Below are 26,261 nucleotides of genomic sequence, written 5' to 3'. Positions count from 1 at the left end.
CCCTATTTTGGGCGGATTCTTCTACTATTTTTATTATTTTATTAAGGATTCTTTTCATGCAAAAAATGTGGCAAGGTAGATTTAGCGAGGCTAGTAGTGAGCTATTAGAAGCTTTTAACGCATCGATTGAATTTGATAAAGAGCTGTATGCTCAAGATATTGCTGGTTCAAAAGCTCACGCAAAGATGCTAGGTAAATGCAAAATCATTGAAGATGAGGCTGTAAATAAAATCTTAGAAGGATTAGATCAAGTAAAATCTGAGATAGAAAACGGAGAATTTAAATTCAACATAGCTGATGAAGATATACATATGGCAGTTGAAAAAAGACTTAGCCAAATTATTGGAGCTGAATTTGGCGGTAAATTACATACTGCAAGAAGTAGAAACGATCAAGTAGCTCTTGATTTTAGACTCTTTGTTTTAGAAGCAAATTTAGATCTAGCTAAACTACTTTTAAATCTTATTAAAACTATAAATAGTATCGCTAAAGAACACAAATCTACCCTAATGCCGGGCTTTACACATCTCCAACACGCTCAACCCGTTAGTCTAGCATATCATTTACTAGCCTATGCATTTATGTTTAGTAGGGATTATGATAGGCTTATTAGTAGCCACAAACGCAACAATCTAAGCCCACTTGGATCATGTGCAATGGCTGGAACACCACACCCAATTGACCGTGAGATGGTTGCTGATGAATTAGGCTTTAATGGTATTACGCCAAATGCGATGGATAGTGTAAGTGATAGAGATTTTGCATTAGAGTTATTATTTAATCTTAGCGTAGTATTTACTCACACCTCTAGATTGTGCGAAGAATTAATCTTATGGAGTAGCAGTGAGTTTGGATATATTACAATTAGCGATAAATTTAGCACTGGATCAAGCATAATGCCACAGAAAAAAAACCCAGATGTGGCTGAGTTAATTAGAGGTAAGACTGGTAGAATTTATGGTAATTTAATATCTTTACTAACTACTATGAAATCTCTACCATTAGCTTATAATAAAGATATGCAAGAGGATAAAGAGTGTGTATTTGATAGCGTAAAAAATGCCAAGAACTCACTAATTATACTAAATGCGATGATAGAAGAAATTAAATTTAATAAAGAAAATATGTTAAAAGCAACTAAAATTGGACACCTAAGCGCTACTGATTTAGCTGATTATTTGGTCAAGGAAAAGTTTATTCCATTCCGTCAAGCACACTTTATAACTGGTAAATGTGTTGCCCTAGCTGAAAGTCTTGGCAAAGATTTAAGTGAGTTAAGTCTAAATGAGTTACAAAGTATAGAGCCTAATATTAGTACCGATGTTTTAGAACTTTTAACGCTAGAAAGTTCTAAAGAGGCTAGAAAAAGCCTTGGGGGAACAAGTGATTATAGTGTAGATATCCAGCTTGAGCTAATTGATAAATTTATAAAATCACAAGAAATATAACAACTTTGCTACGCCATATTTTGCTACAAAATATCTTTTTATCAAATTTTATTATCATGGGCGTAGCATAATAATCTTTTAATTTGCAATATTATGACGTTAAATTATAATTTCAACTGAAGCTTTTTATTAAAAAATTTAATAATTTAAAATATAAACTTAAACCAAAAAAATAAATATGGTAAAAAAATTAGTTAAATTTTATCTAATTTTAATTAATTTTTTCACAAAAATACTAAAAATTTGATATAATAAAGTTATTTTACTTTAAGGAGAGTTAATGAAAGCGTTAGCTATAGTTGCAATTAGTGCAAGTATGATGTGGGCAGCCATAAATATTAATACAGCTAGTAAAAATGAGCTAATGGAGCTTCCAGGTATTGGCGAAAGCAAGGCCGAAGCGATTATATCATACAGACAAAAAAGCAAATTTAATAGTATTGATGAGATTAAAAATGTCTCTGGAATAGGTGATAAAATTTACGAAAATATCAAAATAGATCTAATTACAAGTGGTGCAACTGATACAACAAATCTAAAAAGTCTAAACAAAGAAAATAAAAAACCAACTAAAAAAGACAACAACAAAGTCAACAAAGATAATAATTTAACAAAAAAATAGTTAAATTTGGCATAGTTGTAGTGATTTTGACTACTTTTGTATCCAAATTTTAGCTAAAATAAAAAAATTAACAAATTTTAGCTAAAATTTGCTTTTATGCCTTGACAAATAGAAATATTTTTTGTATAATTCAACTTCATTTTTTAAGTGTCTTGTTAGCTCAGCCGGTAGAGCATCTCCCTTTTAAGGAGGTGGCCGTTGGTTCGAATCCAACACAGGACACCACTTTGGTCGCTTAGCTCAGTTGGTAGAGCGCCACCCTTACAAGGTGGATGTCATAAGTTCGAGTCTTATAGCGACCACCATTTATTCTTAAATTTAGGTGCGGCGGTAGTTCAGCTGGTTAGAATATCGGCCTGTCACGCCGGAGGTCGCGGGTTCGAGCCCCGTCCGCCGCGCCATTCGTGTCTTGTTAGCTCAGCCGGTAGAGCATCTCCCTTTTAAGGAGGTGGCCGTTGGTTCGAATCCAACACAGGACACCACTTTTTATTAGACCCTTTCGTCTAGTCGGCCCAGGACATTGCATTCTCTGTGCAAAAACGCCAGTTCAAATCTTGCAAGGGTCGCCATTGCAAGGTCGCTTAGCTCAGTTGGTAGAGCGCCACCCTTACAAGGTGGATGTCATAAGTTCGAGTCTTATAGCGACCACCATTTATTCTTAAATTTAGGTGCGGCGGTAGTTCAGCTGGTTAGAATATCGGCCTGTCACGCCGGAGGTCGCGGGTTCGAGCCCCGTCCGCCGCGCCATCTTTTTCATTCAAAATTTAAAATGTCTTGGTTGTTTTAGTAAGTTATTTGTTATATAAATTTTAAATGATAATCTTTTTTACTCTAATCTATCAAATTAATCATTACTACAAAAATATTATTGATTTAACAATTATAGTGATCTTTAATAAATATTAATTTACAAAATTTAAGCTCTATTCATTTAATCAGTATTTTAGTATTAAATTTGCAATTACTGTTAATTTAAAAAGTAAATTAATATAAATTGCCATACTTATTACAGTTACTAATAATACTTATATAAAGCCTATTTTATAACAACTAAATTTGTTATAATATGCAATATTTTAAAATCTATTATATGAAATTTATAAAAAATCATTTTGATTTTCTGCATAAATGTCTAAAAATTGCATTCTCAAATTCCAATTTTATAAATGCTTAATACGCTTTTAGATATAATCTATCCCAATAATTTTCAAGGAAACTTATGAAGGAAGTGATACTAGTAGGCCGTCCAAATGTCGGCAAAAGCTCGCTTTTTAATCGTCTAGCAAAGCAAAGAATTGCCATAACTAGCGATGTTAGCGGCACTACCAGAGATACAAATAAAACTCAAATTCAAATCGATGATAAAAGCTGTATACTCATAGATAGCGGTGGAATAGATGATAGTAATGAGCTTTTTATCAATGTCAAAAACAATACTCTAAATGCTGCAAAATGTGCTGATATAATAATATTTATGGTAGATGGAAAGATGCTACCAGATGATGCAGATAAAAAATTATTTTATAGTTTATTAAAGCTAAATAAGCCAATAGCGCTAGTAATAAATAAAGTAGATAGCAAAAAAGATGAAGAGCGTAGTTGGGAATTTAATGAATTTGGTGCTAGCGTAGTCTTTAATCTCTCTGTAAGCCACGCTAGTGGAGTTGATGAGCTGTGCGAGTGGATTTACAAGCAGCTACCACAAGCAAATTTAAAATCCGATACTGATGATTTTGATGAGTTTTTAGAAGATTTTAATGAACAAGGTGAACTAGACCTTGATAATAAAGCCATAGATTATGAAAATAAAAACATCAAAGTCGGTATCGTAGGTCGTGTAAATGTAGGCAAATCAAGCCTATTAAACGCACTTGTCAAAGATGATCGCTCAGTAGTTAGTAGTATTGCTGGCACAACAATTGATCCAGTAAATGAGAGCTTTGTGTATAATGATAGAGTTTTTGAGTTTGTCGATACTGCTGGCATTAGAAAGCGCGGAAAAATAGAAGGTATAGAAAAATACGCTCTAAATCGCACTCAAAAGATTTTAGAAGTAGCAGATATAGCGCTATTAGTTTTAGATGCTAGTGAGCCATTTACTGAGCTTGATGAGAGAATAGCTGGATTAGTTGGCAAATTTGAGCTTGGCGTAATCATTGTACTAAATAAATGGGATAAGGATCATGATGAGTTTGATAAGGTAGCCTTTGAGATTAGAGATAGATTTAAATTCCTAGCTTACGCTCCAATTATAAGCGTTTCAGCCCTTGGTGGCAAAAGAATCCACAAGCTCTACCCTTTAATCCAAGAGATATATCAAAACTACACACAAAGGATTAAAACCTCTGAACTAAACGCATTAATAGAAGAGGCTGTGCGAACTCACCCAATTCCTAGAGATCATGGTAAGATTGTCAAGATTTTTTACGCGGCTCAATTTGGGTTTGCGCCTCCTAAAATTGCATTGGTAATGAATAAACCAAGATCTTTACACTTTAGTTATAAGCGATACTTATTAAATAAGCTTAGAGAGAGATTTAATCTAAATGGGACTCCAGTAGTTCTAATACCAAAAAACAAGGGTAAAAGTGAGACAGACATATAAAAATATAATCTTAATAGGATTTATGGGTGTTGGCAAAGGTAGCGTAGCTAGAGTTTTAGCACGCAAAATGGGAGTTTTTGCTATTGATGGAGATGATTTAATAGAGAGCTTTGCTAATAAAAAAATTAAAAAAATTTTTGAAGAAGATGGTGAGGCTGAGTTTAGAAAGATAGAGAAAAATTTAGCTAAATTTCTAGAAAAATCGGTAAATGGAGTAGTAATTTCTACTGGTGGTGGATTTTATAAGGTTAAAAATTTAAATAAAATAGGCACGGTAATCTACCTAAAATCAAGTTTTGATAAGATAATGGAGCGTATTTTAAATGCTCCAAATGCAGATAAAAAACTAGCCAAAAGACCACTTCTAAGCGACTTAAATAGAGCCAAAGCCTTGCATAAAGAGCGAGATGAAGCATATGCTAAAAAAGCTGATCTTATCATAAATGTAGAGGATAAAACTCCACAGCAAGTAGCTGCTAAAATCGTTAAACTACTAAATCGCAAACATCTAAAAGGATAAAATTTGAGAATTCTAACAGGACTTCAGCCCTCTGGCAAACTTCATCTAGGCAACTACTTTGCTAGCATTAAACCTATGATTGAAAAACAAAATAATAGCGATGATGAGATGTTTATATTTGTAGCTAATTACCACGCAATGACATCTCTAAGCGATGCAAAAAGCCTAAAAGCCAATACATTAGAAGCTGCAGCTGCCTTTTTATCTTTAGGGATAGATCCGCAGCGTTCTACATTTTGGGTGCAAAGTGATATCAAAGATGTATTAGAGCTTTACTGGATACTATCTCAGCTTACTCCAATGGGATTATTAGAGAGAGCACACGCATATAAAGATAAGGTTGCCAAAGGATTAGAGGCTCATCACGGGCTATTTAGTTATCCAGTGTTAATGGCTGCTGATATATTATTATTTAATGCTCAAAAAGTTCCAGTAGGCAAAGATCAAATTCAGCATGTAGAGATAGCTAGAGATTTAGCACTTAAATTCAATAACGCTTATGGGGAAATTTTTACTCTACCTGAAGCGCAAGTTGCTCAAAATGTAGCTACCGTACCAGGCACAGATGGAGCTAAAATGAGTAAAAGCTATAAAAATACAATTGATATATTTAGCGATGCTAAAACACTAAAAAAACAGTGTAGCTCAATTGTAACTGATAGTACTCCTTTAGAAGAACCAAAAGATTGGAAAAACTGCAATATTTACGCAATTGCCAAACTATTTTTAAATGAACAAGAACAAGCAAATTTACAAGATAGATATAGTAAAGGCGGCGAAGGTTATGGCCATTTTAAAATGTATTTAAATGAGCTTACATGGAACTATTTTGCCCCTGCTAGAGAGAAATTTCAATACTATATGAATAATCAAAATGAGATTATAGATATACTACATCACGGTGCTAAAAAGGCCAAAAAAACCTCTGATGAGATTATGGCAAAAGTAAGAGATGCTGTGGGAATTTACTAAGGAAAAAATATGATAAATTTAAGATTAATCGAGACAAATTATGATGAATTAAATGCTAAATTAAAAGCCAAAAAAGTAGATGATGGGGTGCTAGCTAAACTTTTAGAAGCTTACAATAACCTTAAATCCAAAAGGCTTGAGCTAGAAAATATCCAAGCCATACAAAATGCAAAAAGCAAGGAATTAGGCATAAAAGCTAAAAATAAAGAGGATATAAGCGAGTTAAAATCAGAGCTAGATGCTAATAAAAAAGAGCTTCAATCACTCTTAGGCATAGTAAGTGAGCTAGAATTAAATTTAGAAAAAATAGCCAAAAGTGTGCCAAATATCATCGATGATGATGTCCCATTAGGCAAGGATGAAGATGATAATGTCTGTATATTGAGCGTTTTGAGTCCTAGAGAATTTGACTTTAAGCCAAAAGAGCATCATGAATTGGGCGAAGCGCTTGGTTGGCTAGATTTTGCTACTGGGGCTAAGATATCAGGGAGTAGATTTACAATTCTTAGGGGAGATGGGGCTAGGCTATCAAGGGCTCTTGTGAATTTCATGATTGATTTTAATATGAGCCGTGGATTTGAGCTTGTTAATGTGCCGTTTTTGGTTAATTCTAACACACTATATGGTACTGGACAGTTACCTAAATTTGCTGATGATTTATATAAAGTAGATGGTGAAGATCTCTACTTAATCCCTACTAGTGAGGTACCAGTAACTAATATCTATAATGATGAGATTATCCCTGCTGAAAAACTGCCTATTAAGATGACTTGCTACTCATCTTGCTTTAGGCAAGAGGCCGGAAGTGCAGGTCGTGATACTAGGGGGATGATAAGACAGCATCAATTTGAAAAAGTAGAGCTAGTAGCAATCACCAAAGCTGATCAAAGCGAAGCTATGCTAGATGAGATGGTAAGTTGTGCTAGCGATATGCTAAGCGCTCTTGGTTTGCCACACCGCCATATGATGTTGTGTAGTGGGGATTTAGGATTTAGTGCGGCTAAGACAATTGATTTAGAGGTTTGGCTACCAGGTCAGGGCAAATATAGAGAGATTAGCTCTATATCAAATACTCGTGATTTTCAAGCTAGACGAGCCAAAATCAGATATAAAGATGATAAGAAAAATATCTTAGCACATACGCTAAATGGCTCTAGCTTAGCAGTTGGTAGGACGCTAATTGCTATAATGGAGAATTATCAAAATAGCGATGGTAGCATAACAATTCCAGAAGTGCTCAAAAAATATTTCTAATAGGAATTTAAATGGCAGATGAGTTAAAAGAACAACAAGAAGTAGTAATCCAAGAAAAAGACCCAAATGAAGATATAATTCCAATAGAGTCTTCTGATGAAAGAGCCAAGGAGCAAAAGCAAGAGACAAAGGAGGAGACACCTCAAGAGTCTAAGGGGGCTAAATCTAAATTTAAACTAACCAAAAAGCTTTTAATGCTAATTGGCGCTAGCATTTTAATTTTTATTCTACTCATTACTGCTTTAATTGCGGCATTTTCTGGCTCAGATGAACCAGAATCACAAGTTATAAAGTTAGAAGAGCCAAAACTTATCACACCGCCAACCATAACTCAAAAATTCCAAAGCTCAAAAATAGATAGTATGTTAATTAAAGCTAACAAACTCTACGAGAGCGGGAACAAAGCCGAAGCTCTAAAAATATATGAAAATATTGCTGTTTATAACGAATCTCTATCAAACTACAACTTAGGCGTATCAAAGATGAATCAAGGGCTATTTAAAGATGCGATTAATTCATTTAAAGATGCTATTGCTAATAATGAAAATATAGCCGTAAGTGCTATAAATTTAGCCGTTTGCGCACTAGAAATTAATGATGAAAGGCTTTTTGAATACTATATTGATTTAGCTAATGCCTTTATAAATAGAGATAGTGATGTCAATTTATATGAGTTTTATAATGCCCTTGTAAACTACTATAGAGGCTACTATATAGAAGCTTTACATGCTTTAGATTTATCAAATTCAAAATACTATACCAGTCAAAAAGAGTATCTTAGATCAAAAATCCTAAGCTACCTTCACGAAGATCAAGAGGCTATTCAAGCTATTAAAGCAGTTGAAGATTATGATATTAGCCTGCCTCTTGGACTTCTTCATGCACGACTTGGAGAGTATAAAGAGGCTAAAAAGTATCTAAATAAAGCGCTAGTTGATGAAAAAAATGCTCCATCAACATATCTAGCTATATCGCTAATTGATTTAAAAACAGGAGAATTTGGCTCAGCAGCTAAAACTTTAAAAATGTTAAATGATTTTAACTCCACTTTTGTACGTGATACATATCCTATTAAGACAGTTTTAAATCCAGAGCTTTTTGATATAAATTTAGCCCAAAATAACTATGATTTAACTAAATTTTTTGACCAAAATAGCCTTTATCAAATTCTATTTTATTTCACTCCATACAAGGCCTTTAATCCTAAGCAAACAATCGAATATATAAGAAAAGGTGGCTTGAGCCTATTTGTTGATGAAAGTAGTATAGCTGATGAGTATCTGGAAACTAGTGGTATAGTATCTAAAGCTAATGTAATGCTATCTCAAGCAATTTTTAAAGCGCTAAATAATAAACTAAGAGAAGCTAATAGCGACTTTTTAGAGATTACAAAACTATATCCAAATCACTCAATTGTTCAGTTTAATCTAGCTCTTACATTTGCTCAGTTAGGTGATTTTGCCCAAGCATATAAGCACTTTGTAACTAGCTATCACCTAGACCCATCTAACTACATAGCTGGCGCATACGCTATAATGGCTGCTAAAATGATAGGCAGAGATGCTAAGCGCCTTACAAAAGAAGTAATGGATACAATGGATACAGATACAAATCTAGACCAAGATAATATCTATAAAGCAATGATTCAGCTAACCCAAGGAAATCAAGGCGCACTAAATGATTGGCTAGATAAAAACTATAATGAAAGCGTGTTAAATATCGTATTTAACATTATATGTGCTTATATTACAGATAGAAATGATATCGTAATCTTAGCTACTGATAAGCTAAACCAAAAGCTACCAAACGATGTACTAACTAACATAATCTACTCAGTTACTCGTTTTGATGTAAAAAATATCAAAAACTACGCTAAAGATATCCAAGTTAAATTCCTAACAACCAAACTAGATAAAGGTACTCTCTATGGCGGTGCAACCATTATCAAAACTGAATATATTAAACTTTTACAAATCGCAGGATTGCTAAATATAGAGCGTGAAAGTATTATTAAAGACTTAAAAATCTCATCTGATAATACTAAGGATATTTTACACACATTAGCATATTTAAGCCTATTTACAGGACACTATGAAGAGGCCTATACTATCTATAATGAGCTAGTAAATACTGAAAAAGAAGAGGATGCAAACACGCTATTTTTAGCTAGTGTTGCAAGTATTGGGGCAAATCATCCTGATAGTGCCATAGCTTATCTTGAACTTGCTAAACTTACTAACCCAACCTATAGCGAGGCTAGGCTAGCACTTGGATTTTTATATCAAGAAGTTGGAAATATTGATGCAGCCATCACACAGTATAGTGGATTGGGTGATAGCAAATATCACAGCCAATTTTTCACCTTTAGGCTAGAGTAGTTATCTAATCTGGCCTTGACCTCTAATAATATATTTGTAAGTCGTTAGTTCATCTACGCCTACAGGACCACGAGCATGCATTTTGCAAGTGCTAATACCAACCTCTGCGCCAAAGCCAAACTCTCCCCCATCGCTAAATCTAGTTGAAGCATTTGCATAAACGCACGCACTATCAACACGACTTAAAAATTCCTCACAAGCAGCATAATCATCGCTTATAATCGCTTCACTATGCCCACTACTATATTCATCAATATGATCTAGCGCCTCATACAAACTACCTACAATTTTTAAATTCAGCTCAAAATCTAAATACTCATTATAATAGCTCTTGTCTGTAGCTTCAAAGCAATTTATTATATTAACACTCTTTTGACAGCCATGAATTTTTACACTAAATTTATCAAGTCTAGCTTTTAATAGTGGCAAGAAATCAGCAGCAATACTCTCATCAACTAGCACACACTCAGCAGCATTGCAAACACCTGGACGAGAGCATTTGGCATTTACGCAGATATCTAATGCTTTTTGAATATTTGCAGCCTTATGAACATAGATATGACAGACTCCCTTATCATGCTTTAATACAGGTATAGAGGAGTTAGCACTTACAAATTTTACCAGCCCCTCCCCTCCTCTAGGAACTACTAAATCTATATATCTATCCATTCTAATAAACTCTAGCACCTCATCTCTGCTAATATCAAAATACTCTATACAGCCACCATACTCACCTAGGCTATTTTTGATTATACTTGCAAGGGCTAAATTTGAGTTTATAGCCTCTTTGCCACCCTTTAATGCACAGCCATTAGCACTTTTAATAGCAAGAGCAGCTACTTCGGCTGTGACATTTGGTCTAGATTCGTATATCATAGCAATCACGCCAAGTGGAACGCTAATCTTTTCTATCTTTAATCCGCTTTTAGCACTCCAGCCATCGTGAATTTTACCAATTGGATCTTTTAACATTGCTATATCTCTAATCCCATCTGCAAGAGACTTTATACGCACTTCATCTAGTTTTAATCTATCTTGCAAAGCTGGACTTAAATCCTTAGCATTTTGTAAATCTATTGCGTTAGCCTCTATAATTTTAGCTATATTATTCTCTATTGCATCAGCTATTTTTTGTATTAAATTTGCTCTTTGGTTTTGATTTAAAATTTGTAATTTTTTAGTAGCTTTTTTTAACTCTTTTAGTCTATTTTCCATATTTTACTCGCTTAATTTTTAGCTATTATATTAGCAAGTTTTTATTAAATTTACCCTTTTATGCGTTCTAAAAATTTTTGTAAATTACCGCTTTGACCTATGCGATATAAAGCAAAATCATATTTAATTGGATCATTTGGATCAAATAGAGTTAAATTATCAGTAATCTGCTTAGCTGCTTTATAATCATAGCTTTTGCGGCTACATAGACCAATTGCTTGAGCTACTTTGTGAGTGTGTGTATCAAGCGGTAAGATTAAATTTGATTTACTAATATTTTTAAATAATCCAAGATCAATATCACTATCTCTTACCATCCATCTAAGCCACATATTATAGCGTTTATATGGGCTTTTAGGTTCAGTTTTAAACTCTTTACCAAAGAAAAACTCATACCCACTTGAGCGGTACTCATTAAGCCTATAAATTTCATTAATAAGCATATTTATACCATAAATAATAGCACTATCTTGAGAACCTTTTTGTATTATATTTTCTAAATCTAACTCCCTTTTAGCTTTTGCCATCGTTACAAAAATTTGCGCCACATCTAAGCTATTTTGAAATCTATAGATATATTTTTTCTCCAAAGTAATATCTAAAATATCCTTATCGCTTAAGCTTAAAATATTAAAATCCAATCCACTTAAAAACTTCACAATTGCTCTAGCATTACCATAAGCAAAAAGCGCACAAATAAGCGTTATTACTGGATCGGTTTTAAATTTAGTAGCGATTTGAAGTGGATCAGCAGCACTATAAAGGCCATTTGTAGTATTTGCCCTAGAGAGTTCATCATCTAGGGCGAGTTTTAGTCTATTCATTATTGTTTTGTAGATAGAAGTGTATTTAACATCTGATCGACTGTAGTTATAATCTTTGCTGCTGCGCCATAGCTACTTTGAAAACGAATTAAATTTGATAACTCTTCATCAATATTTACCCCGCTAATGCTTTGATGCTCAGCATATACACTAGCATATAGAGATTGATTAGTTGAGTTTAGTGCTATTACTGATTCAGTTCTACCAGCGATATCTGATGTTAAGTAGCGATAATATCCGCTGATTGTTTCATTTTTTATACTGCCATCTTTATTGATAAAATCTACTTGTTTAGTTTGTAGCAATACCATCTCATTTGCCATAGTATTATCGCCATCTATTGGAGCTTTGCTACCTTGTATTTTAGAACTATCGGCTCTTAGACTTTGTTCAACTTGCATATTTGATGCTTTAGTTCCTTCAAAGAACTGACTCATACCAAAAACACCAGCAAAATTTGTCCCATTATCTTCAATTGAGATTGTATATTCGCCCTCAGCACCTTTTGGAATAAAGCCTAGTTTTCCCATTCCTATTTTTGGGTCAAATGTATAAATCGCCTCAAAATAATCATCTAAATCATCATTTGTATTATTATTGCCATTACCATCGACATTTGAATTAAACTGCGAAACGATTGATGTTCCTTGTGTTGTATCATTCATAGTAGTTGATGCATCGATATTTATAGATTTTCTAGCGACCTCTTTCCCTGAAGCATTATAGACAACTACATCAAAGCTCCCACTTTGTACATATGAGCTATAGTTTTGTAGCGTCATATCCTTATCCATATCTTTTAAATCTATACTATGCATCTTATCTTGAGCTGATAACGCATAGATATTGTTAGTATGAACAATCATAGTTTGAGCAAATGTATCAAGGTTATTTCTAAAATCAGTAATAGTTCCATCCATAAATTCACCATGCTCATCTACATTTCTACCACGCAAATCAAGCATAGCACCTAGTTTGCCATTAGTGATTTTATTACTCATTTCTACTCTAGTTTCATCATTTAACTCATAGTATATAGTGGCAAATCCATCTTTAGAGGCCTGCGTATCTAGCTTTAATGGGTGAAAATTTACCCCTTCAACAAGCGTTATACCATCAATTGCTAGAGTATAATCTTTGCCTTGGTCAGTCATTGCACCACCATATCTACTATCAGACATAATATCATTTTTAAATGTTGAAATATTAACTAAATTTGCCATTGTAGATTCTAGCTGGTCTCTTTTATCTCTTAGATCATTAGCATTAACTGAGCCACTTTTACCCTCAACTGATTGAATTTGCCTATTTATATCTGCTATTTGCTGACCTAAGCGATTTATCTCCTCTACTGCTATTACGATATCATCATTTATACTTTTATGTATAGTCTGTAGCTGAAGCGCAGTATCATTTACTCTATGAGTTAGCGTATTTGTAATATTTAACAAATTTTCTTTTTGACTAGATTCATATGAGTGAGAAGCAAAATTATTCCACGCTTGATAGTAGTTTTGGATATCATTTAGCAACCCTGTATCTTGCAAATCTGGAAATCTTTGAGTAATCTCTTTTAAAATATCCTCTTTATAAGATGTACACTCTTTATTTGATGATGCAGTTTTTAGTTTAGTAAAGGTAAATTCATCATGAATCCTTACAATCGTATCAACTCTAGTTCCAAGCCCAATATCGCCAGGAGTTGCATGAAGCGGATTAGCAGCTGATTGGACCACCCTTTGGCGAGTATAGTAATCACTATTTACATTGGTGATATTTTGCCCTGTTACTTGAATTTGAATTTGAGCTGCATTTAGACCGCTCACGCCTGTGTATAAAGAATCAAAAATTCCCATATCAAATCCTTAATTTTAGTAGTTTTTCAGCATCTGCTAGGCTAGATTTTGTCCCATCTCCATATGAGCTTGGATTTTGTGCGCCTAGCATTGTCTTTAGTAGTGAGTCATAGAATTCTTTGACCACAACTACTGATTTAGCATACTCTTTATTAAATTTTTGGAGAGTTTCTAATGAGTCTCTTAATTGAGCTAATCTATCTTTTATCTCATCAGATAATATACTAGCTAAATCTGCGCCAGCATTAGCTTGAGCTAGTTTGACTAATTCATTATCAAGCTGAGATTTAGTTTTTTCAAATTTTCGGACTAATTCGGTTTTTTTCTTGCTGTGGTCATCTACATGTGAGTGGTCAGCTTTTTGAATATTTTCTATATCTTGCTTAGTGATTGCTATTAATTCACCAAGCTCCGATATAGCCTCGTCTAGATAGTGTTTTACCATATTTTGCTCCTTTGATTACTCAAAGAAGCAGTTAAATTTAGATCAAAGAATCTGCGATTTTTTTAGAAAGGGCGTCTATATCTACTTTATACTCGCCTTTTTGTATCATCGCAGTTAGCTCTTTTATCTTAGAGTTACCACTACTTTGAGTTTGTGTTAATTGTTCGTTTTTTTTCTCTTCGTTTTTTGGTGTTACAATGCTATTATAGATAGCACCTGCTTTTATAGAACCTATCATTGTAAATCCTTTTTAGCTAATTATTTTATTTAAGCTAAATCGGAAAAATTCAACTTTTATTTAGGCTCTCTCTTTTAAAAAATTATATAACAACTCAGAAAATCCAAATCCACCACTTAGCGCCTTACTCATTGCATCATTATACATAGAGTTATAAATCTTATCGCCTGGATCTTCTGGAAATAGCGGATTTTCATTTTTTAATGCAATATCTAAAACCTCCTTAACCAAAAATGCCTCAAAAGCATCAGTTTGCTCTCTAAGCGCTACATCATCAACAGGTTTTGTATTGCCTATATTTTGCGTACTTGCAGCATTATACGCACTAAGTGCTGCGCTAGTATCTACTCTCATCATATCACCTCCACGCCAGCTTGGATCGCTCCAGCTCGTTTTAAATTCTCAATAATTGCTATAATCTCTTTTGGTGTTGCGCCTAGCTTATTTAAAGCCCTTGTGATATTAGCTACTGTGACATTTCCTTGATTCATTTTAATTGTGTTTGTATTAGTATTAATCGCTACATTACCGATATCTACATCACCAGCAGCAGGTGCAGCCGGATCAAATCCGCTTCCATCAATCTGAATTGTAATAGCGCCATGAGAGATTATAACAGGCTCAACCTTGATATTTATGCCGCTTATTACCGTACCTGTACGCTCATCGATTATAATCTTATCTTCAGCCTTATAGTTCATATCAGTCTCTAGCACACTAGCTAAAAACTCCACCATACTAATACCAGATGGCTTAGTTAAAGTAATGGTTCTAGGATCAAGCGCCATTGCCGAACCAGCACCAAATTTAGATATGATAGTATTTTGCATATCTATTGCAGTTTGAAAGCTTGAATTTTTTAGACTTAAATTTGCATTTGGTTTATTATAGATATCATATACTACCTCTTTTTCAACCAAAGCACCATCCATTATAGTTGCAACCGTTGGATGATTTCCGCCTTTTGCAGTTGAACCACCAAGCGTTAAAGCGCCTTGAGCTAGAGCGTAAATATCACCATCAACACCCTTAAGTGCTGTAAGCAAAAGCGTTCCGCCAATTAAATTTTTAGCATCACCAATGGAACTAACTGTAACATCTAGATTATCACCTTGACGAGCAAAAGGAGGAAGCTTTGCTGTAACCATAACAGCAGCTGTATTTTTAGATTTGATATCATTTGGATCGACTTTGACATTGACCGTTTGAAGCATATTTGATAGCGATTGAATGGTAAATTCGCTACTACTACCATCGCCTGTGCCATTTAAACCAACAACCAATCCATAACCGATTAGTTGGTTATCACGAACACCTACAACACTAGCTAACTCTTTAATCATAGCAGCCTGTGCGCTAAGTGCCATAAATAATGCTAGAAGCAATATTTTAATCGCTTTCATACAAGTCCTTTATTTGTAAATTCAAATAATTTCTTGTATGTAAAGCAATTTTTATTCCAAATTTAATAAGGTTGATTATCTTATATAAAATTTATTTTAATGTTCTTTTAGCGTGGCAACAAAGTCGCCACTAAAGAACCAAACACTAAAGCCCCACTGGCGTGGGGTACCCCTGTTATGTAAAAGTTCAAAGTATTACTTAGGATTTACAGTATCTTTATACATCGCTTTGCCGCCAGCAATCTCTTTGATTACTATTGAGCGTTCTGCGTTGCCTTTTTTATCTATATTGATTATACCTGATACGCCTTCAAAGTTTTTGCTATTTTTGATCTCTTTATTTACGCACTCTCTATCAGCCCCATCAGCACATCTATTCATCGCATCTATCATTAAATAGTATGAGTCAGCACCAAGTGCTGTAAATCCAGGGACATTATTATCTCCATTTTCTTTTGCATATGCTTCTACAAAGGCTTTTGATTTAGCTGTTGGTGGGTTTGAGCTATCAAATGCATCTGTATATAGATATCCATTTGATGCATCGCTAGCAAGCTCGATAAATGTGTCATTTGATACACCATCACCACTAGCAAATTGCGATTTTACCCCTATTTGTCTAGCTTGGCGTACTAGCAATGCAGCTTCTGGATGATAAAATGGCATATACACTAGATCAGGATTTAAGCTATTTATTTGTGATACTATCGCTTTAAAATCCTTATCGCCACTACTAATTTTTAACTCTTTTAGTAGCTTGCCACCTTGTTTTTCAAACTCTTTTTTAAAGGCTCTTGCTAGACCGATTGAATATGATGTAGATTGATCTACTACTAACACAGCTGTTTTCATATTTTGACTTACTGCCCATGAAGCAAAACTAGTCCCTTGGAATGAATCCATAAATGTAACTCTAGCACCGTATTTAGCACGATCTAGTAGCTTATCAGCTGTGGCGGCTGGAGCTATCATAGGCACCTTTTTTTCATCTGCGATTTGTAATACTTGTTGAGTGTTACCAGTAACCATTGCACCGATTAGACCGCTTACTTTATCTTCGCTTACTAATCTTGTAGTAGCTGTAGCTGTCTCTACTTTATCGCCTTTATTATCTACTAATACTAGAGTGATAGTATCTCCATTTTTTAGTGTTGGTTCTAGCTTGTTAGCTAATTTAATACCAGCCCATGCTGTTTGACCATATGCTGCTACAGCACCAGTAATAGGTAAAACTACACCGATTTTAATCTCTTTAGCAGCAGCTGAGCTAATAGCCACCGCAGCAGCCAAAGCAATTAATGAAAGCTTTTTCATTTGTATCCTTTATATATTTTACTACAAAATTTCGATTTATAAAGCAAGATTTTATCTAAATTTGACTTTAATAAATTTGAATTTATGATTAGGTTTATCCGTATCTTCAAAAGATGCTAGTTTTGCATTTTGACTATCAAATCTATATCTTGCATAACACGATACATCTATATTTTTAATAGCTTCTTCAAGTAATGTAGCGTTTGCTACACTTGTTAAAGCACCTGCAGCTACAATAGCAGCTAAGCTTAGTTTAACTAATTTTATTTTATTACCTTTGTGTTATTTACTCTAAATAACTACCTTGAGTAGTTGGGGTAGTTTTGATATCATCATTTTCATCCTCATCTACGGCAAAGGCATTATCACCTTTTAAATATGCTATTATATGGCCTAAATCTTTTAGACTCATCCTAATTGCAATAGGTCTCATTATATACTTTAATCTACCGCCATACTGAGCATCACCTCTATATCCAGCCATTGAGTCAGCTATATCATCTCCGCTCATATCGCTTAATCTTTCTGAGACTGACATAGCCCTTTTAGTGCCTTTTTCGCCGTGGCAGGATTTGCAGTTTTTCTCATATAGCTCTTTACCTTTATCGCTTTTATAATTAGCATTTTTATTTATACCGATATTTATAAATCTATCATCTTCATCATCATCAAATTTAGATGATTGCTTATTGCTATTTTCATATACTTTTACGCTTAGATTATTATCTTTGGCGTGTTTTTCTACTAGGGCTTTTAACTCCTTGCCAAACTCTCCATCAGCTTCTATTATATAGCTATCATTTGCAGCTATTAGGTTTGAGGCTATTAGTAATGGTATCGCCCATTTTGTTATTTTCATTTTTTTCCTTTTGCTTTAATATGCTATTATCAATTTACTATTACTACAATTATAAGACATTGCAAAATTTTAATTAGCAACTATAAGGTATGATTTTATCTAAATTTGACTTTAAGAAATTTGAATTTGTGATTGAACTTAATGGATAAAAAGTATAAAAAAGGGGAGCCTAGCTATATAGGCTCCCCAAGAGATTTAAACCCTAATTATATTAGAAGTTGTATCTAGCTTCAAATCTTAGGTGTTTAGCATCATCTCCATTGTTGTCTCTATCAATGTATGAGTACCAAGTTTTGAAGTTAAGTTTTTTGCTATATTTATAATCTACTCTAGCTACTGCTTCGTATGCATCTACATAATTACCTCTTTCCTCAGCTCTAGAACCTACATAGTCAGCACCTACTCTTACTTTATCAGCAAATGTATAGCCAGCAGTTACGAAGTAGATACTTTGATCAGCACCGATCAATGTATAGTCTAGTAGATCCTCACCAGCTGTGATGAAGGCACCTTGGTCTTCAAGTGAGATTAGAGAAGCACCACTGCCTTGAGTATTGATATTTACATATCCTACGCTACCATCAAAGCCAAATGCTTTAGCACCAGCTTTAACAGCTAAGAATTGAGCATCATCTAGTTCTACTACAGCGCCTGGTGTCAATGATGGTGTCAAACCTGGTACAGCTTGTGAAGTTCTAACATTATTACTCCATACGCTTGAGCCAGCATATTGAGCTTGTAGGCTTAGGTCAGCGCCACCTAGGTTAGCTCCTAGTGTTACATCAAGAGCGTATAGTTGAGCTACGCTATCTAGAGCTGCATACCATGCTTGGAAGCTTACTGGATCATATGAGCCGATAGCAGCTACACCATATAGGTTTCTATCATATACATGCTCATTAGAGCCATTTGAACCGATAAATAAATTTCTTGTACCCATATCACCATCATTGCCTTGTAGGTTATCAAATGCTATAGCAGCTAGAGTCAGACCGCTGATATCGCTATTAAGAACTTTGATACCAGTACCTACCATATCATCAGTGAAGAATGTACCTAGGACTTGGCGACCAGCTTGGACAGTTGTGTTACCCGCTGTATATCCTAGGTAGAATTGGCGAACATTGAATGTTTGACCATATTCACCAAAGCCATTATCATTAACGCCTACATTGGTTTGAGCGCCAGCTCTCTCACCTGAAACATCAACGCTATCATATCTAAATCCGATAACACCAAAGAAGTTATCATCTAGTGCAGCTTTGAAATCTATATCAGATGTAAATCTGTGAGCGTTTGCAGTATTTTGTCCTGCAACAGTTGTAGTGTTTCTGCTATCAAATCTATATCTTGCATAGCCTGATACATCTACATTTTTAATAGCTTCTTCAAGTGATGCAGCACTCGCTACGCTTGTTAAAGCACCTGCAGCTACAATAGCAGCTAAGCTTAGTTTAAATAATTTCATTTTATCTCCTTATTAAAATATTGGATTGAGAATTGTAATGATTTTTTACTTAATGTTTACTGAATTTTTGCCAAATTATTACCGACTATTTACCAAATTTTACTCTTTTATAGCGATTTAAGCAGTAAGTAGGCTGATTATAAAATATGGGTGTTAGCATATCCCCATAACGCAATTATACTATATATAATCTACTAATTTTTTAAACTCTTCTACTAATTGCCTTTTTAAAAATCGCTCCATAAGGGCTAAATTTATCTATCTTATCGCAGGTTTGTTCTAAACTCTCATCATCTTTTAAAGAATTTAAAATCAACTCCATAATCATAACTGCATCTTTTGGATCGATATGAGTGGGGCATTTTTTAGCGTGAGTGTAGTGAGTGTGTATTTTAGTAACAAGATCGCTATTTTTAATCTCAACAATTGCAGTCTCAAGAGGGAGCTTTAAAAACATTCGTTTTTCTTTAGGATTTACCGATAGATAAAACATATCAAGGCCATAAATTTTCTTATCATATGAATCAAAAAAATATATAGATTTATTAAGATTGTCACGAAAAGTAACAATCATCAACTCTAAAATTTGAATTTTTTGCTCTTTTGTATAGAAATTTCCAATATTTGCAAAGCAAAACTCCAACAAAGACTTAATACTATACCACTCAGCCGCCCCAAAACTATATGCACGCATCTTTAGGCCTCGCTTTTTGCGATATTGTGCAGCTTCATCGCTATCAAAATCTTTATAAACACTACTAGTTACAAAATCTCTATATGCTGGATTTGGAAATGTAGGGTGTAAAATCAGCGAGCCTTCATTTTCATTTTCATAAATATACTTTAGTAAATTCTCATAACCATCATCAATAAGGCGTAAATCTCCATCATCAAGCCCATCAATATAGCGATAAAATTCGCTCTCATCGCACTCCCAAATATCTTTACTATAACGAAAATGGCTACAAATAAGCGACTTTACCTCATCGCTTGGGGATTTTTTATCGCTATTTTCTATCCATGAGAGTAAAGTTCGGCGATCTTTCCCTAAAATTGTTGCAAATTTACTCATTGATAGCTTAGATTTTTCAAATATTATTATAAATCTCTCCATCGCATTTAGCATTTTAATCTCCACATTTATTAAATGTTACTAATCGTAACATACTAAAAAATTTAATCAAATTTTACGCAAATTTTATCTCAAAATTCTTGCTAAATTATGCAACATTTTAACTAAATTTTGTATAAATTTTGTGCAATTTTCAAATTTTATGAGCATAAATTTACAAATTGTAACAAAATTTAACATTTTAATTTATTTGTTAAACCCTTATAATTGCACTAACAAAACAAGAAAGGATTACTATGAGTTCTAGCCCTTATCAAGAGTCTTATGATCTCTCCATTAATGAGCCAGAAAATTTCTGGGCATTAGCTGCTCAAAAAGTTCATTGGTATAATGAATGGGATAAAGTTTTAGATGATAGTGGGGATCACTATAAATGGTTTGTTGGCGGGTGTATGAATACATGCTATAACGCCCTAGATTTGCATATACACAATAACAGAGGGGATCAACTCGCTTTGATATATGACTCCCCTGTTACGGATACTAAGAAAAAATATACATATAGACAACTTCGAGATAGAGTCGCCAAAGTCGCTGGAATCTTGACAAATAAAGGCGTTGTCAAAGGCGATAGAGTTGTGATATATATGCCGATGATGGCTGAAGCTGTAATTGCGATGCTAGCGTGTGCGAGAATTGGCGCTATCCATAGCGTGGTATTTGGTGGGTTTGCTGCTCATGAGCTTGCTACTAGAATCGAAGATGCTAAGCCTAGAGTTGTGATAAGCGCTAGCTGCGGTATCGAAGTAAGCAACATAATACCATATAAACCAATCTTAGATGAAGCCATCAAGCAGTCATCGCATAAGCCTACAACTTGTCTAATTTGGCAAAGACCACAATATAAAGCCAATATGCTCCCATGGCGTGATATCGATTGGGAGAGCGAAGAAGAGAAAACCAAAGGCGTGGATTGTGTGCCGGTGCTAGCTACTGATCCGCTATATATTTTATACACTTCAGGCACCACAGGCTCACCAAAAGGAGTTATAAGATCAAATGGCGGTCATAGCGTAGCTATGAAGTGGTCAATGGATAATATATATAATGCCAAACCTGGCGATGTATTCTTCGCTGCTAGTGATGTGGGTTGGGTTGTTGGCCACTCATATATAGTTTATGGGCCACTTATGAATGGTTGTACCACTATAGTATATGAGGGCAAACCAGTTCGCACGCCAAATCCAGCTGCGTTTTGGAGAATTGTAGATGAGTATAAGGTAAATGTATTGTTCTCAGCACCTACTGCATTTCGTGCTATTAGGCGAGAAGACCATAAGGGCGAGTTAATAAAAAATTATAATTTAGATAGCCTTAGAGCGATCTTTGTAGCCGGTGAGAGATGTGATAGTGATACACTAAAGTGGATAATGAAAGTTACCAAAAAGATAGTAGTAGATAACTGGTGGCAAACCGAAACCGGCTGGGCTATTGTCGCTAATCCATTAGGATTAGAAGAGATGCCTATAAAGCCAGGTAGCCCTACAAAACCAATGCCCGGATTTAATCTAAAAGTCCTTGATGAAAATGGCAAAGAGTTAGGAGCTGGTAAAAAGGGAGCCTTATGCCTTAAATTACCACTTCCGCCGGCTTGTTTAATGGGAATTTGGGAAAATGATGAGAGATATAGAAAAGGATATTTAGATCACTTCAAAGGCTACTATCTAACAGGCGATACAGGCTATATAGATAAAGATGGTTATGTATATGTCTTAGGTAGGATGGATGGGATCATCAATGTAGCAGGTCATAGGCTATCTACTGGCGAGATGGAGGAGATCATATCTAAGCATCCTGATATCGCAGAGTGCGCAGTAATCGGTGTAAATGATGATTTAAAGGGTGAAGTTCCTATGGGATTTATAGTCTTAAAACAAGGAATTGAAAGAGATCATAGAGGAATAGTAGATGGAGCCATAGCTCTAATCCGCCAAGAGATCGGTGCGGTTGCTAGTTTTAAATTAGCTTGCGTGGTTAATGCCTTGCCAAAAACTAGAAGCGGTAAGATTTTACGCAAAAGCTTAAAAGAGTTAGCAGATGGCGTTGAATGTAAAATTCCAGCAACAATAGAAGATCCTAGCGTCTTAGATCATTGTAAAGAGGTGATTGCGACATTAGGTTACCCAATAATAAAGGAGAAAAAATGAGTATAAAAAGTCCAGGAAAAAGCTTTAGAGAAGCTGTAAATTCAAATAACCCACTTGCGGTATTAGGTGTTATAAACGCTTATAGCGCCCTTCAAGCTACAAAGCTTGGAGCAAAAGCTATATATCTATCAGGTAGTGGCGTAGCTAGTGCTAGCTATGGTCTGCCTGATCTTGGGATTGTAGGCCTTGAAGATGTCTTAATCGATGTAAGACGCATAACTTCAAGAGTAGATACTCCACTTTTGGTGGATGTTGATACTGGATTTGGTGGTGCTTTTAATATAGCTAGGACAATAAAAGAGCTTATAAAAGCCGAAGCGGCCGCTTGTCATATAGAAGATCAAGTAGCTCAAAAGCGTTGTGGCCACAGACCAAATAAAGAGCTTGTAAGTATATCTGAAATGACAGATAGATTAAAAGCTGCCCTAGATGCTAGAACTGATGAGAATTTCGTAATCATGGCTAGAACAGACGCACACGCTATGGAGGGTCAGCAAAAAGCTCTAGAGAGAGCCTTAGCATATGAAGCTGCTGGGGCTGATATGATATTTGCTGAGGCTGTCCATACCTTAGAAGAGTATAAAGAATATACAAAAGCTCTTAAAGTGCCTGTTTTAGCTAATATAACTGAATTTGGCAAAACTCCATATTTTACCCAAAGTGAGCTAGCAAGTGTAGGTATAAAACTGGTGCTATATCCACTTTCAGCTAATAGAGCGATGAATAAAGCCGCCGTTGAAGTCTTTAATAGCATTATCAAAAACGGCCATCAAAAAGATGTCTTAGATATCATGCAAACTCGTGAAGAGCTATATCAAATGTTAGATTATTATGAATTTGAAAATAAATTAGACCAACTATTTGCAAAGGATAAAAAATGAGTATCAGCGAAGCATCAAAAAAACAAGGCGGATTAGCCGGAGTTATAGCCGGTGAGAGTGCGATATGTACTTGCGGGACTGGCAATGGGTTGAATTATTATGGTTATGCTATTGAGGATTTAGCAGAGCATTGTGAATTTGAAGAGGTTGCATATTTATTACAATATGCTAAACTTCCAAACGCAAATGAGCTAAAAGACTATAAAAGCAAAATTATAGCATCTCGCCCTCTTAGCGTTGAGCTTAAAGCTATGCTAAAGCTCATACCAAAAGGCGTTCATCCGATGAATGTATGCCAAAGTGCGGTTGCTTTGCTTGGGACTTTAGAGGCTGAAAAAGATGATTTTAGCGATCAAGATGATAAGATTATCCGCCTTCTTGGAGTTATTCCTAGCGTTATTTGCTTTTGGCATAACTATATAAATAGCGGTAAAGAGATAGATTTTGAGAGTAAAGAAGATACAATAGCTGGATATTTCTTAGAAAAATTACACCAAAAAACGCCACCGGCTGAATTTGTAAAAGCTATGCATTGCTCACTAATTTTATATGCTGAGCATGAATTCAACGCATCTACATTTACGGCTAGGATTTGTGCTTCTACAAAAAGCGATATTTTTTCGGCCGTTGCTGGTGCTATAGGCGCTCTTCGTGGGCCACTTCATGGTGGGGCTAATGAGGCTGCGTTTGGGCTAATTTCTAGCTTTGATAATGTAGAAGATGCTATAAATGGAGTAAATCAAAAACTAGCTAATAAAGAGCTATTAATGGGATTTGGGCATAGGGTTTATGGAGTTGGCGGTGATCCTAGAAACGCCGTTATCAAAAAATGGTCAAAAGCCCTAAGCAATAATCACAAGCTATTTGCTATTAGTGAAGCCATTGAGGGTGTAATGAAAGAAAAACGCCCTAGTTTGCCGCCAAATGCGGATTTTTATAGTGCGTCAGCATATCACTTTATGGGGATACCAACTGAGTATTTCACCCCTATATTTATAATGAGTAGAGTAAGTGGCTGGTGCGCTCACATAAAAGAACAAAGAGCCAACAACAAGCTCATTCGCCCAAGTAGCAACTACATAGGGCCTGAGCCAATGAAATTTATACAAATACACCAAAGATAAGGAGACAAAATGAGTAATATGGGAATATTAGAGGCTAAACGCCCTGAATTTGATGAGTTGCTAAGTAAAATCGCAAAATATGCTGATAGCTTTGAGATTACTAGTGAATTAGCGTATGAAACGGCTAAATATACTATGATTGATGCCTTAGGATGTGGGATTTTGGCCCTTAAATATCCAGCTTGCGCTAAACTGCTTGGCCCAAGTGTTGAAGGGGCAGAATTTCGCCCATTAGGTAGCAAAATTCCAGGCACTTCATATCAACTTGAGCCGATTCGTGCGGCCTTTAATGTAGGAGCCATGGTAAGATGGCTAGACTATAATGATACTTGGCTAGCGGCTGAATGGGGACATCCAAGCGATAATCTAGGCGCTATTTGGGCGGTGGCTGATTATGTAAGTCGCAAAAATTTATCTCAAGGCAAAGCCCCATTAAAGGTCAAAAGCGTCTTAGAAGCTATGATAAAAGCACACGAAATTCAAGGTATCTTAGCACTTGAAAACTGCTTTAATAAAGTTGGACTAGATCATGTTTTATTAGTTCGTATCGCCTCTACTGCGGTTGCGGCTAAGCTTTTAGGATGTAACTATGATGAAATTCGCAATGCAGTATCAAATGCCTTCATAGATGGGGGAGCCTTAAGAACCTATCGCCACGCACCAAATACAGGTAGTCGCAAGAGCTGGGCTGCTGGCGATGCATCTAGTCGTGGGGTGGATCTAGCACTAAAAGCCAAAACAGGTGAAATGGGCTATCCATCAGCTTTAAGTGCGAAATTCTGGGGCTTTGAAGATGTCAAAATGAGAGGTCAAAAGCTAGTAATTCCACAAGAATTTGGCTCGTATGTAATGGAAAATGTGCTATTTAAAATTAGCTTCCCAGCTGAATTCCACGCTCAAACAGCAGTTGAGTGTGCTATGGCACTTCATAATGAGGTCAAAGATCGCCTAGATGAGATAGAAAAAATCGTTATCACCACTCAAGAATCAGGCCATAGAATCATCAATAAAACCGGCGAATTAGCCAATCCTGCCGATCGTGACCATTGTATCCAATATATGGTGGCTGTGCCTTTGATATTTGGTAGATTAGTGGCTGATGATTATGAAGATAGCGTAGCCAAAGATCCACGCATCGATGCCCTAAGAGATAAAATGGTAGTAGAAGTAGATCCAAGATACACAAAAGAGTATCTAGATAGCGATAAAAGAAGTATCGCAAACGCTGTAGAAATCTACTACAAAGATGGCACAAAATCCAAAAAAGTAGAAGTAGAATACCCTATCGGCCACAAAAGAAGAAGAGATGAGGGAATTCCACTATTAAAAGCTAAATTTAAAGCCAATCTAGCTACAAGATTTAGCCCAAAAACTTGCCAAATAATAGAGGATTTAGTAAATAATCAAAAACTTTTAGAGAGCTATAATTTCAATGAATTTAGCGATCTATTTTGGCTAGGATAATCTAAAGGCCTAGGAGAGATCCTAGGCTAAATTTAAGCCAAATTCGCAAAATCCACTCTATAATCTTATTTATATTTTATTTTATTAATTTC

22 protein-coding genes, 7 tRNA genes and 1 pseudogene are annotated in these 26,261 nt (G+C 35.1%); 18 read left to right on the top strand and 12 right to left on the bottom strand.

From position 1 onward, the window contains the following. Positions 1-56 precede the first annotated feature (56 nt). The 14 genes from argH to CIGNP85_RS01300 all read left to right on the top strand — a co-directional run bounded on the left by argH (position 57) and on the right by CIGNP85_RS01300 (position 9,799). Positions 57-1,448 carry an argininosuccinate lyase gene (gene argH / locus CIGNP85_RS01365; protein WP_086286691.1) on the top strand — a complete coding sequence of 464 codons (1,392 nt, stop codon included), beginning with the start codon at positions 57-59 and terminating at the stop codon, positions 1,446-1,448. Positions 1,449-1,728: 280 nt separating this feature from the next. Further along, a complete protein-coding gene (locus CIGNP85_RS01360) occupies positions 1,729-2,070 on the top strand; it encodes a ComEA family DNA-binding protein (protein WP_179187348.1) in 342 nt (113 codons plus the stop codon). 149 nt (positions 2,071-2,219) lie between these two features. Next, positions 2,220-2,295 (top strand) — tRNA-Lys (locus tag CIGNP85_RS01355). A 4-nt stretch (positions 2,296-2,299) separates the two neighbouring features. Continuing rightward, positions 2,300-2,375, top strand: a tRNA-Val gene (locus tag CIGNP85_RS01350). Positions 2,376-2,394: 19 nt separating this feature from the next. Further along, a tRNA-Asp gene (locus tag CIGNP85_RS01345) sits at positions 2,395-2,471 on the top strand. A gap of 5 nt (positions 2,472-2,476) precedes the next feature. Further along, positions 2,477-2,552 (top strand) — tRNA-Lys (locus CIGNP85_RS01340). Between the two features lie 10 nt (positions 2,553-2,562). Continuing rightward, positions 2,563-2,639 (top strand) — tRNA-Glu (locus CIGNP85_RS01335). A gap of 6 nt (positions 2,640-2,645) precedes the next feature. After that, a tRNA-Val gene (locus CIGNP85_RS01330) sits at positions 2,646-2,721 on the top strand. 19 nt (positions 2,722-2,740) lie between these two features. Then, positions 2,741-2,817, top strand: a tRNA-Asp gene (locus CIGNP85_RS01325). Positions 2,818-3,289: 472 nt separating this feature from the next. Then, entirely contained in the window at positions 3,290-4,675 is a 1,386-nt protein-coding gene (gene der / locus CIGNP85_RS01320; protein WP_086286690.1) for a ribosome biogenesis GTPase Der, read from the top strand. Further along, a complete protein-coding gene (locus CIGNP85_RS01315) occupies positions 4,659-5,195 on the top strand; it encodes a shikimate kinase (protein ID WP_086251366.1) in 537 nt (178 codons plus the stop codon). The genes der and CIGNP85_RS01315 overlap by 17 nt, the downstream gene beginning before the upstream one ends. A 3-nt stretch (positions 5,196-5,198) precedes the next feature. Further along, positions 5,199-6,167 (top strand): tryptophan--tRNA ligase, encoded by a 969-nt coding sequence (gene trpS / locus CIGNP85_RS01310; RefSeq protein ID WP_086286689.1) that lies wholly within the window; start codon positions 5,199-5,201, stop codon positions 6,165-6,167. A gap of 9 nt (positions 6,168-6,176) precedes the next feature. Further along, entirely contained in the window at positions 6,177-7,421 is a 1,245-nt protein-coding gene (serS, locus tag CIGNP85_RS01305) for a serine--tRNA ligase (RefSeq protein ID WP_086233932.1), read from the top strand. 11 nt (positions 7,422-7,432) lie between these two features. Further along, positions 7,433-9,799 carry a tetratricopeptide repeat protein gene (locus tag CIGNP85_RS01300; protein WP_086286688.1) on the top strand — a complete coding sequence of 789 codons (2,367 nt, stop codon included), beginning with the start codon at positions 7,433-7,435 and terminating at the stop codon, positions 9,797-9,799. Here the strand turns inward: CIGNP85_RS01300 and CIGNP85_RS01295 are convergent, their stop codons facing one another. From CIGNP85_RS01295 to CIGNP85_RS01240, 12 genes are all read right to left on the bottom strand, one after another. Beyond that, positions 9,800-11,014, bottom strand: a complete 1,215-nt coding sequence (locus CIGNP85_RS01295) for a glutamate-5-semialdehyde dehydrogenase (protein ID WP_086226512.1) — start codon at positions 11,012-11,014, stop codon at positions 9,800-9,802. Positions 11,015-11,064: 50 nt separating this feature from the next. Continuing rightward, the gene (locus tag CIGNP85_RS01290; protein WP_086252559.1) at positions 11,065-11,838 is read right to left on the bottom strand and encodes a TIGR02757 family protein; all 774 of its coding nucleotides are present in this window, start codon (positions 11,836-11,838) and stop codon (positions 11,065-11,067) included. Then, complete coding sequence (gene flgK / locus CIGNP85_RS01285) at positions 11,838-13,694, bottom strand: flagellar hook-associated protein FlgK (RefSeq protein WP_086232389.1); 1,857 nt, start codon at positions 13,692-13,694, stop codon at positions 11,838-11,840. The genes CIGNP85_RS01290 and flgK overlap by 1 nt, the downstream gene beginning before the upstream one ends. Before the next feature lies 1 nt (position 13,695). Beyond that, positions 13,696-14,139: a flagellar export chaperone FlgN gene (gene flgN / locus CIGNP85_RS01280; RefSeq protein ID WP_086286687.1), complete on the bottom strand. Its 444-nt coding sequence runs from the start codon at positions 14,137-14,139 to the stop codon at positions 13,696-13,698. Positions 14,140-14,176: 37 nt separating this feature from the next. Then, positions 14,177-14,377 (bottom strand): flagellar biosynthesis anti-sigma factor FlgM, encoded by a 201-nt coding sequence (locus tag CIGNP85_RS01275; RefSeq protein WP_086226514.1) that lies wholly within the window; start codon positions 14,375-14,377, stop codon positions 14,177-14,179. Between the two features lie 60 nt (positions 14,378-14,437). Then, positions 14,438-14,731, bottom strand: coding sequence for a rod-binding protein (locus tag CIGNP85_RS01270; protein WP_179186957.1), 294 nt, complete (start codon positions 14,729-14,731; stop codon positions 14,438-14,440). Next, the gene (locus CIGNP85_RS01265) at positions 14,731-15,780 is read right to left on the bottom strand and encodes a flagellar basal body P-ring protein FlgI (RefSeq protein WP_086224074.1); all 1,050 of its coding nucleotides are present in this window, start codon (positions 15,778-15,780) and stop codon (positions 14,731-14,733) included. The genes CIGNP85_RS01270 and CIGNP85_RS01265 overlap by 1 nt, the downstream gene beginning before the upstream one ends. 195 nt (positions 15,781-15,975) lie before the next feature. Continuing rightward, positions 15,976-17,094, bottom strand: a complete 1,119-nt coding sequence (locus CIGNP85_RS01260; RefSeq protein WP_086224073.1) for an ABC transporter substrate-binding protein — start codon at positions 17,092-17,094, stop codon at positions 15,976-15,978. A 51-nt stretch (positions 17,095-17,145) separates the two neighbouring features. Then, the gene (locus CIGNP85_RS08275; RefSeq protein WP_442861929.1) at positions 17,146-17,331 is read right to left on the bottom strand and encodes a major outer membrane protein; all 186 of its coding nucleotides are present in this window, start codon (positions 17,329-17,331) and stop codon (positions 17,146-17,148) included. Positions 17,332-17,380: 49 nt separating this feature from the next. After that, positions 17,381-17,953: a c-type cytochrome gene (locus CIGNP85_RS01250; RefSeq protein WP_086286686.1), complete on the bottom strand. Its 573-nt coding sequence runs from the start codon at positions 17,951-17,953 to the stop codon at positions 17,381-17,383. Between the two features lie 211 nt (positions 17,954-18,164). Beyond that, positions 18,165-19,421 (bottom strand): major outer membrane protein, encoded by a 1,257-nt coding sequence (locus CIGNP85_RS01245; RefSeq protein ID WP_086286685.1) that lies wholly within the window; start codon positions 19,419-19,421, stop codon positions 18,165-18,167. Positions 19,422-19,623: 202 nt separating this feature from the next. Next, positions 19,624-20,547, bottom strand: coding sequence for a hypothetical protein (locus tag CIGNP85_RS01240; protein ID WP_086267637.1), 924 nt, complete (start codon positions 20,545-20,547; stop codon positions 19,624-19,626). A 242-nt stretch (positions 20,548-20,789) separates the two neighbouring features. Between CIGNP85_RS01240 and CIGNP85_RS01235 the strand changes: the two are divergent. The 4 genes and pseudogenes from CIGNP85_RS01235 to prpD all read left to right on the top strand — a co-directional run. Then, positions 20,790-22,696: pseudogene (locus CIGNP85_RS01235) on the top strand (propionyl-CoA synthetase); the annotation flags it as partial. Beyond that, positions 22,697-23,581, top strand: a complete 885-nt coding sequence (prpB, locus tag CIGNP85_RS01230; protein WP_086224068.1) for a methylisocitrate lyase — start codon at positions 22,697-22,699, stop codon at positions 23,579-23,581. Next, complete coding sequence (locus CIGNP85_RS01225; protein WP_086280212.1) at positions 23,578-24,705, top strand: citrate/2-methylcitrate synthase; 1,128 nt, start codon at positions 23,578-23,580, stop codon at positions 24,703-24,705. Before prpB ends, CIGNP85_RS01225 begins: the two co-directional genes overlap by 4 nt. Before the next feature lie 9 nt (positions 24,706-24,714). Beyond that, complete coding sequence (gene prpD, locus CIGNP85_RS01220; RefSeq protein ID WP_086226520.1) at positions 24,715-26,169, top strand: 2-methylcitrate dehydratase; 1,455 nt, start codon at positions 24,715-24,717, stop codon at positions 26,167-26,169. The last annotated feature ends 92 nt before the right edge of the window (positions 26,170-26,261 follow it).

It is taken from the genome of Campylobacter sp. P0085 (assembly GCF_002139495.1).
Taxonomy (GTDB): Bacteria; Campylobacterota; Campylobacteria; order Campylobacterales; family Campylobacteraceae; genus Campylobacter; species Campylobacter devanensis.
This window is presented reverse-complemented; position numbering and strand designations above follow the sequence as displayed.